The sequence below is a fragment of the Rhodothermales bacterium genome, assembly GCA_013002345.1.
GTDB lineage: Bacteria > Bacteroidota > Rhodothermia > Rhodothermales > JABDKH01 > JABDKH01.
In genome coordinates, this window is the sequence record JABDKH010000366.1 from 1 (window position 1) to 9,506 (window position 9,506).

Annotated in this window: 10 protein-coding genes; 5 read left to right on the forward strand and 5 right to left on the reverse strand. The window is 57.7% G+C overall.

Features of this window, described 5'->3' with window-relative positions; translation table 11 throughout:
- The 5 genes from HKN37_17300 to HKN37_17320 form a co-directional block, all read right to left on the reverse strand.
- A partial coding sequence (locus HKN37_17300; protein NNE48411.1) for a DUF1295 domain-containing protein occupies positions 1-476 on the reverse strand: 476 nt, incomplete at its 3' end.
- On the reverse strand, positions 473-1,630 hold the full coding sequence (locus HKN37_17305; GenBank protein NNE48412.1) for a D-TA family PLP-dependent enzyme: 1,158 nt from the start codon (positions 1,628-1,630) through the stop codon (positions 473-475). The genes HKN37_17305 and HKN37_17300, both read right to left, overlap by 4 nt.
- A gap of 129 nt (positions 1,631-1,759) precedes the next feature.
- Positions 1,760-2,179, reverse strand: a complete 420-nt coding sequence (locus tag HKN37_17310) for a F0F1 ATP synthase subunit epsilon (GenBank protein ID NNE48413.1) — start codon at positions 2,177-2,179, stop codon at positions 1,760-1,762.
- 14 nt (positions 2,180-2,193) lie between these two features.
- Positions 2,194-3,690 (reverse strand): F0F1 ATP synthase subunit beta, encoded by a 1,497-nt coding sequence (locus HKN37_17315; protein NNE48414.1) that lies wholly within the window; start codon positions 3,688-3,690, stop codon positions 2,194-2,196.
- Positions 3,691-3,864: 174 nt separating this feature from the next.
- Complete coding sequence (locus tag HKN37_17320) at positions 3,865-4,125, reverse strand: PqqD family protein (GenBank protein NNE48415.1); 261 nt, start codon at positions 4,123-4,125, stop codon at positions 3,865-3,867.
- Between the two features lie 376 nt (positions 4,126-4,501).
- On the opposite strand from HKN37_17320, the gene HKN37_17325 reads away from it, so the two are divergent.
- The 5 genes from HKN37_17325 to HKN37_17345 form a co-directional block, all read left to right on the forward strand.
- Complete coding sequence (locus HKN37_17325; protein NNE48416.1) at positions 4,502-5,530, forward strand: glycosyltransferase; 1,029 nt, start codon at positions 4,502-4,504, stop codon at positions 5,528-5,530.
- Positions 5,531-5,593: 63 nt separating this feature from the next.
- A complete protein-coding gene (locus HKN37_17330; GenBank protein ID NNE48417.1) occupies positions 5,594-7,435 on the forward strand; it encodes an NAD(P)/FAD-dependent oxidoreductase in 1,842 nt (613 codons plus the stop codon).
- Between the two features lie 48 nt (positions 7,436-7,483).
- The gene (locus HKN37_17335) at positions 7,484-7,777 is read left to right on the forward strand and encodes a hypothetical protein (protein NNE48418.1); all 294 of its coding nucleotides are present in this window, start codon (positions 7,484-7,486) and stop codon (positions 7,775-7,777) included.
- Between the two features lie 92 nt (positions 7,778-7,869).
- Entirely contained in the window at positions 7,870-8,712 is an 843-nt protein-coding gene (locus HKN37_17340) for a glycosyltransferase (protein NNE48419.1), read from the forward strand.
- Between the two features lie 113 nt (positions 8,713-8,825).
- Positions 8,826-9,506: hypothetical protein (locus HKN37_17345; protein NNE48420.1), on the forward strand; the 681-nt coding region annotated here is incomplete at its 3' end.

Consider the following 9,506-nt stretch of genomic DNA (forward strand, 5'->3'; position numbering starts at 1 on the left):
AGGAAGACGAGCACCGTTGGCAGCAGGTGGATGCCCATCCAGCTTACGACCCAGTATCGCTTCCCGTGACGCTCGCGCAACATTACATACCGCCAATCCTCATCCCGAAGTCCGTTCCAGCGGCGGACCCAGTTCATCGTCAGCCGCACCGCCCACACGAGTACCAGCGCGAGGACGATGGCCGGTCTGATCAGCACGTCGGCACCGACTCCGACCAACCACCAGTACGCCGCGATGACGACAGGCGCCACGCTCCAGTACGGGTCATACACACTTGAGTTATCCAGCCGAAGACTGAACTCGAAGATCAGCGCTGTGCCCACCAGATCGGCCAGCGCAGCAACCCAGATCGGCGGCAGATCCGATACGTACATACCGACGAGAGCCGAAACAATAAGCGCCAACAAATACGCTCCGGCAACGACCAGACGGTCGCGAGCAGTAGAACTCCCCGGCACGAATGCGTCGTCTGTCATGCTGTGCAGCCCCGGGCATCCACCGGTATCGTCTCGATAACCTCGTCTCCGTCGACGAGGTACATCTCGTTGCGAGAATGAACAGTCACGCAGGCGTGATTCGGGACAAACTGGACGCGGTCCTCAACCTGAAGCGTCGACCCGCCGTGTACTTCGACCCATGCATGTTCCTCGGAAAGCGTCACGATGGAAGCGTGTGGGAGAGGCGTCATGGTTCTGGGATTGTACAGCAAGATGCCGTATCCATCCGTACCAAAACCACGATCGGAGGTGACAACTTTCTTCCCGGCGTCCAGGTACACACGCTCCGTTCCCGTCCGATCTCGACGTCGGCTGATCACCGTCGCCAGCACGGTGAGTGCACAGTTTTCAATGCCCGTAGTCGTCAGCCCAACCTGCGAGGCATCGTTGAACACGTAGTTGCCGGGCCGCACCTCAGTAATCGTGAGGCCTTCATGCGAAACATTCTCGAACCTTGACATGCTGGGTGTCGAGCCTATGCTGATCTCCTCCGAATGAAGGCCAGCAGCCTCAAGGCTTGCAGCAATCGTCAGAATTCGGACTCGCTCATCCTTTGCGTGGCGATCGAGTGCTTCGCCGGCCGTTTCACCGTTACGAGTCGGACCGTGATATCCCTGGCCTGCGTGTGTGAGTAACCCGCGAAACATCAGTCCCGGGAGATTCGAGACGTGCCGTACGAAGTCCGTTGCGTCATCATCGTCCCACGAGATGCCGCATCGTCCGTGGCCCGTGTCGACTTCCACCAGCACATCCAGCGAGGGACCGTTGCCGGCAAACCGCGACGAGAGCGCGTTCGCCCCCTCAATGGTGTCGACACAAACTGAAACTTTACACCGCTTATGCAGAGCCGCAACGCGATCCAACTTGTCACGCCCCACGATGTCGTACGCGATCCTGATGTCGTCGAATCCTGCGTCAGCAAACACCTCGGCCTCGGAGACTTTCGCGACCGTGATACCCACGGCCCCGCTCGCGACTTGACGGCGCGCGATTGCGATCGATTTGTGAGTCTTCATGTGAGGTCTCAGCCCCACGCTCTGCTGCGCGGCCATCTTCTGCATGCGATCGATATTGGCAGCCAGCCGCGACTCGTCGACCAGCAGCGCGGGTGTCGAAAGATCATCAAGAATCATCGGGAGATACGCGTTGGGGGATGAGGCTGGAGAGCCGCTGTTTCGCCGGGCGCCACCAAAATAGAAACCCGGCGCGGATCGTGCCCGGCCGGGTGTCAGAGACGGTGAGTTATGCGTTCAGTATAGGACCTACCGCGAGGTTCCTACCTGTCCCATGGCGACGCGCGCACGGTTTCGGGCACGTTCGAGAGCGGCCTCATACTTCTCGCGCTCGGCGGGCGGCGCCAGCTTCAAGGCGGCCTCGGCTCGCTCTTGCGCTTCCCGGGCACGCTCGACGTCGATGTCAGAACCTGGCTCGGCTGTCTCAGCCAGCACTGTTACGCGGTTGTCCAGGACTTCCAGGAATCCGCCGCTGGTGGCGAATACGATCTTGTCTCCCGAAATGGTCGTTACGTACAGCGGGCCGACTTCGAAAGCGGCGATCATGGGCGCGTGATTGTACAGGACCTCGAATGAGCCCTCGACGCCCGGCGCCCTCACACCCGTGGCCTCGCCCCGGAAGACGCTGCCCGATGGAGAAACAATATCGACGCGAATGGTCTTGGCCATCAACTACCTCGGAATCAGGCTTTCTGAAGCTGCTTCTCTCCTTCCTCGATGACTTCCTCGATCGCACCCTTGTACATGAAGGCCGATTCCGGCAGGTGGTCCAGCTCGCCGTCAAGAATCATCCTGAAGCCGCGAATGGTATCGCCGATTCGGACGTACTTGCCTTTGATGCCAATGAACTGCTCCGCCACGTGGAATGGCTGGCTCATGTAGCGCTGGGCGCGGCGCGCTCGTCCGACGACAAGCTTGTCCTCGTCACTCAACTCGTCCATTCCGAGGATCGCGATGATGTCCTGGAGTTCCTTGTATCGCTGCAGCAGCTGCTTGGTCTCCTGTGCCGTGTTGTAGTGCTCGTCTCCGAGTATGCGAGCATCGAGGATCCGGCTCGTCGAATCGAGGGGATCAATGGCCGGATAGATTCCAAGGGATGCGATCTGACGCGATAGCACGCTTGTCGCATCAAGGTGGGCAAAGGTCGTGGCCGGCGCCGGGTCGGTCAGGTCGTCGGCCGGAACATAGATGGCCTGAACCGAAGTGATCGATCCTGCTTTGGTGGAGGTGATCCTCTCCTGCAATTCGCCCATCTCTGTGGCGAGGGTCGGCTGGTACCCCACGGCACTGGGCATTCGGCCCAGGAGTGCGGATACTTCAGATCCGGCCTGAGTGAAACGGAAGATATTGTCCACGAAGAAGAGCACGTCGCGTCCGCCCAGATCGCGAAAATATTCAGCGATCGTGAGGCCCGACAGCCCTACCCGGGCGCGGGCGCCCGGCGGCTCGTTCATCTGCCCGAAGACCAGAGTGGCCTGGCTCTGGATGACCTCTTTCATATCGACCTTCGACAGGTCCCAGTTGCCTTCTTCCATCGACTTCATGAAGGCGTCGCCATAACGGATGACGCCGCTCTCGAGCATCTCGCGAAGCAGGTCATTGCCTTCTCTCGTACGCTCACCAACGCCGGCGAACACGGACATCCCCTCGTGCTCCTTCGCGATGTTGTTGATGAGCTCCATGATGAGAACGGTCTTTCCCACACCCGCGCCGCCGAAGAGTCCGATCTTTCCGCCACGGGAATACGGCTCAAGCAGGTCAACCACCTTGATACCCGTCTCGAGCATTTCGACCTTCGTCGACAGCTCGTCAAATGACGGTGGCGGTGAGTGAATCGGCCGCGTGCCTTCGATCTTCGGCTGCGGCAGACCATCAACGGCGTTGCCAATTACGTTGAAAAGGCGCCCGCGGATCTCTTCACCGACCGGCATAGCGATGGGCTTTTCGGTGTTCCTCACCGGCGTGCCGCGGCTAATGCCTTCGGTGGAGTCCATGGCAACGGTCCGGACGCGATTCTCGCCGAGGTGCTGCTGTACTTCGAGAACGAGTTCGTGACCGCCTGGTGCGTCAATGACGAGCGCATCCAGAATATCCGGGACGGCATCCGGGGCGAACTGGGCGTCTATGACGGGTCCTACGACCTGGACGACCTGTCCCATCGTGTCCTTGCTAACCTGCATCGGGTATGGAGTCTAACACTGGATAAAGGGTCCTTGGACCGGCGAACGTGCACAAATGGCTCGAAACACGGGTCTGCACGCAGCACTACTGAGAGCGTTGAAAATAAGACGGCGGACGCGATACTTTCCGCGAACAATCGGTCAAGAGGCGGGCTGCGGTCCACCGCCGTGCGCCTACTTCTGGATCAAAATGCCGTCGCTGATCAGTCGATCTATGAACTCATCGACGTGGCCGCGGGCTTCCTCCCTGTCGATGGCAAAATCGATTGTCAACAGCAGCGTGATCTCGTCGGCGGACTTGTCCTCTTTTAGGCCATTCCAGATCACCGATCCCGTTTCGTTGATGGCAAAGAACTTTCGCGTCTTACCGTCTACGAGTACCGATTTCCCATCGTCGAGCTGCTTTGACGCGATGTCAGGATTCAATTCGTACATAACACGTTGCCTGTTTGCGATTCTGGATGAGCCGCTTCCCGGCGATTCAGACACGGGAGCTTTATTCCATACTTGCGAGAGTAAGCCGTCTGACACTGGCAATCAATCGGCTCGTCTCCACCCGATCGAATGGATTCCTTCCATCGGCCTGCCTCGCTGACGGGAGTTCCCCGACCAGACAGTCGGGACAGCCTCCTTTCCGACCTCCATTCGTCTGTCTGATGCAGCCTATCTTTGTCGGGAGCGCGCAGGAACTACACTTTGAACCGTTATCAATGTCCGGGGAAGTCTGTTTGCGCCCACGACGGGAGAGAGATCGTGTGGCAGAGATCCTGGCGCATCCTCTTGATACACTCTAGACACGCTAACACCTCCTATCGCCATCATAACCGCACCCGTGATCTCGATAGTCATACCGGTCCTGAACGGAGGAGACAAATTCCGTCATTGTCTTGAGGCCGTTTCAGCGGCCGACCCGCCCGCTTTAGAAATCGTCGTCGTCAATGATGGCGGCACGGAGGATCTGGCGTTCGTTCAGACAGAGTTCGGTGGTCGAGTCGTCAATCTTGAGCGAACAGGCGGTCCCGCAGGCGCACGGAACAGAGGCGTCCGCGAGACGACGGGCGATGTACTCCTGTTCATCGATGCGGACGTGATCGTGAAGCCTGACATCATCCGCCAGGTAAGCGCCGTCTTTGAGCAAGAGCCGGACGTGTCGGCCGTTTTCGGCTCGTACGACGACCAGCCACTTGAAACCAATTTCCTCTCGCAATACCGCAATCTTCTTCATCACTTTGTTCACCAGAATGGTAAACCTGAAGCGTCCACATTTTGGGGAGCCTGCGGGGCAATCAGACGGGAAGACTTTGAAGCCGTGGGGGGATTTGATGAGGCCCGCTACCCACTCCCTTCGATCGAGGACGTGGATCTGGGCTATCGACTCAAGAGGACGGGTAAAAGAATACGACTGTGCGCGGAGTTGCAGGTGAAACACCTGAAACGATGGGACGCCGCCTCCGTGATCAGGACGGACTTTTTCCAGCGCGGATTGCCATGGACAGAGCTCATCTTTCGGGAGCGGAATCTGCTCAATGACCTTAACACGAGCACCGCAAATCGTATCAGTGTCGTAATGGCGCTACTACTACTTGGGACGGCTGTTCTGAGCTTCTTGCTGCCGTCTCTTCTTTATGCGACGGCCGCGTGCGCAATAATCCTGCTCTGGCTCAATCGAAGTCTGTACCTATATTTTAAGAAGAAGAGAGGCACGCTCTTTGCAGCCATGACCGTCCCGTGGCACTGGCTTCTCTTTCTTGAGAGCGGGATCGCCTTCGCCACAGGCTTGCTGCTATATCGCGTTCTCCGCACTTCCAAACCTGCTCCTCTTGCACAGAATGGCCAATAGAACCGACGTACAGAGTCACGGTCGCCGAGCTCGCGAGTCGACAACAGTCCGCATCGAGCGCTCATGAGTGATCATCCAACGGTAGTGATTGGCGCAGGTCCGGCGGGTCTGACCTCCGCATACGAGTTGCTTAAGCTCGGCGAAAATGCCTTGATTCTAGAGGCTGATGACCTCGTTGGAGGTATTTCCAGGACCGTCGACTATAAGGGATACAAATTTGATATCGGTGGTCACCGCTTCTTCTCCAAAGTTGAGTACGTAAACGAGATCTGGAAAGAGCTTCTGGGCGACGACCTCCTGGAGCGTCCAAGACTCTCCCGCATCTACTACGGCGGTAACTTCTTCGACTACCCGTTGAGGGCACTCAACGCACTGAGTCATCTCGGTCCAACCGAGTCCGTCCGTGTCGGTCTGAGCTACCTGCACGCACGGCTCTTTCCCAGCAACACCGAAACGACGCTTGAGGAATGGGTATCCAACCGCTTCGGTAGGCGCCTTTTTGAGATCTTTTTCAAGACATACACTGAGAAGGTCTGGGGGATACCCTGCAACGAAATCTCGTCAGATTGGGCCGCTCAGAGAATAAAGAACCTGTCGCTCAGAGAAGCTGTCCGAAGTGCGTTGCTTGGTAACGGAAAGCAGCGAGACGGTGAGATCATAACGACGCTGATCGATAGATTCCTGTACCCTCGGCGCGGACCCGGAATGATGTGGGAGCGATGCGTAGAGGTTCTCGCGGCGGAGGGAACGACTACCGTGATGGGAGAGCGAGTTGAGCAGATCCGGCACAGCAACAACCGGGTGGAAGAGGTCGTGTCGAGTGGCGTTTCAGGCAGCCTGACAGAATATCAAGCGGAACACTTCATCTCGTCGATGCCACTCCGCGAACTTATTCACGCGCTTAATCCCCCACCCCCCGAAGAGGTACTGGCCGCCGCTCGCGGCCTGAGGTATCGCGACTACCTGACAGTTGTCCTGATCATTGATCGAGCGGAGGTGTTCCCCGACAACTGGATCTATATACATGACCCGTCCGTGCAGATGGGGAGGATCCAGAACTACAAGAACTGGAGCGAAGAGATGGTCCCCGATACATCCAGGACATCTCTCGGTCTCGAATATTTTCTGTGGCAGAAAGACGATCAGTGGAGCTGGAGCGACGAACGCTTGATCGAGCTCGGTATTGAGGAGGTGTCACGAATTGGTCTCGTACAACCTGAAGAAGTACTGGACGGAACGGTCGTGCGGATGAAGAAGGCCTATCCGGTATACGATCAGCAGTATCATTCAAGCGTCGACGTTCTTCGAGAATATCTGAACCAGTTCGAAAATCTTCAGACGATCGGACGCAACGGCCTGCACCGGTACAACAACCAGGATCACTCCATGATGACGGGAGTCTTGGCGGCGAGAAATATTGTCGGCGACAAACTGCACAATGTTTGGACCGTCAATACCGAGAAGACCTATCATGAGGAACATCGCGAGGAAAAATCGTACGTAGGTGATCGATTGACTCCGACTCCTGTTGCGAAGCCAGCGGCTTCCGTTGCGGAATCGTCCGAGGCGGTACTCGCGAGCTTATATACACGGCTGGATCCGTGGGCGCTTGGCGCCGCCATGGCTGTCGTCTGTGGATTTGTGGTGTTCTTTGTTACCGCCGTCCTTCTCTTTAGAGGTGGCGAAATCGTAGGGCCCAATCTGGTTCTTCTGAGTCAGTATCTCTGGGGGTACTCTGTTACTTGGCCGGGGGCGTTTATCGGACTTGTAGAGGGGGCCATAGGAGGCTTCATTATCGGATCTGGCATCGCGACCTTGCGAAATGCCAGCCTGCACGCTTACTTGATGACCATCCGCAGAAGGGCCGGATTGCAGGAGAATCCCGACCTGCTGGGCAAGATATAGTTCGCATTACCGCGCGGACCCTCAGCACGTCACCCACAGTGTAGAACAATGCCAAAATCAAAAAGCAACCAGGTGACCGCCCGGGTCGCACGGATTCACGCGAAGATCCTCGCGATTGTCATTGGCGCTCTGTTCGGACTCAGCCTGTTCGCGATGACGGCATGGCTCGTAATCAAGGATGGACCGGACGCCGGTCCGCACCTTCAGCTTCTCGGACAGTACTTCATCGGATACTCTGTAACCTGGGTCGGCAGTTTTGTCGGCCTGGTGTACGGCGCGCTTGTCGGTGGGCTGATTGGGTGGACGATAGGCATGATCTACAACCGCATCGTCGATCTCTGAGACAGGCATCGTGACTGACCGTATGTAGGGTATGTCTGACTCGCCTCCGCTCGTCCTCGTATTTTCAACGCACAGCCGGGCGTGATCACGGAATGAAGATCTCCGTCGTAGTACCATTCTTTAACGAGGAGAAGCACATCGAGTCGTGCATCGCGGCTCTGTCCGGTCAGTCCTACCCAAAGGATCAGTACGAGATAATCCTCGTCGACAACAACTCTACGGACCAGTCGGCGACGATTGCACGACGAAATCCGGAGGTGAGAGTGGTCCTGGAAGAAGTACAAGGAGACTACGCTGCACGAAACCGCGGGATTGCGGAATCGACGGGAGACATCATCGCCTTCACGGATGCTGACACGGCCCCGAGGGAAGACTGGCTAAGCAACATCGACCAGGCGATGCAGGATTCCGGCGCGGCTGTGCTCGTAGGCCGCCTGCACTTTTCATCCGCCTCAAGTTCCCTCGCAATGCTGGCGGCCTACGAGTCGGACAAGATGGGGTGGATCTTCGATAGTAAGATCGAAGACCTGTATGTCGCATACACGTGCAACATGGCAACACGCCGTACCGTGCTTGAGCAGCTCGGCGGTTTCCCCCTGATCTACCGAAGCGCTGACATTGTTTTCCTTCGACGCGCGATCGATGTCCATTCGTCTTCGGCGGTCCGATACGACGCCAACATCGAGGCGGACCGACTTGAGATCTCGACACTGAGACAGTACTACTCGAAACTCCACACGTACGGACGAGATTACGCCCGGTACTCGCGCAAGGAGTCCTTGCGCGCGTTGAGCAACGTCGAGCGACTTCGAATCGTTCGCCAAACGATAAACCGGAACGATTACTCCTTTGCCGCTGGCGCGCTGCTTCTGGTGCTGCTCGTGATTGGCGGCATCTGTTACGACACAGGGCGAATTCTCGGACCAAGCTCCTGACGGCGATTCGCGCACAGCGACCAATATCCTTACTGCTCGGAAGCAACCTGGTCGCAACAGCGGCAGGTGGCGCATTCTTCCTTGTCGCATCGTGGCAGTTCAGCCTCGCCGACATGGGTCTGTACGCCTTCGCCATCAGCGCACAATGGATACTTGTCGGGCTCTTCGGAACGGGACCGGGTGTCGCGGTAGTACGTTTGTCCGTCGAGCAGTTTGCCTCCGGCAACGGCCAAAAGGCTGCGGGCATCGCCATCATGGCAGCAGGAACGGCGATTGTTGGAACTTTGGCGGTGGCGATAGTCGGTGGGACGGCGGCTGAGATCTCGTCGGGATCAGGCTTCTCAGCTACGGCGGCTGTACTGGTCGCTATCTGGGCCGGAGGGCGATCGGTGCTCGAATGTCTCCGGTCCAGCCTGCTCTCGCAGGAGTTGTATGGCCGCGTCGCTGTACTGACAGTGGCAGGCGCGATTGTGGGACTTTGCGCACTGGGTTTGATACTCGCGACCGGCGACCTGACCGTCGAACGGATCTTGCTCGCGCATGCCATCGGCCAGACAGCAAGCGGTCTTCTCGCCACCGCCTTCCTCATCCCTCTCTGGAGGATGGGTGCCGAGCTGTCAGCCACCTCCTACCGACAGCTGGTGGCGTACGCCAAGTGGCCTACGCTTAGCGAAGGCACGAAACTACTCCACTCTCACATCGGACCGGTTATTCTCCTTGCCGTGGCCGGAGCAGAACAGGCCGGACTGTACGGACTTGGTCGCTATCCTGCGTACGTCTTTGGTGTAGTGGGA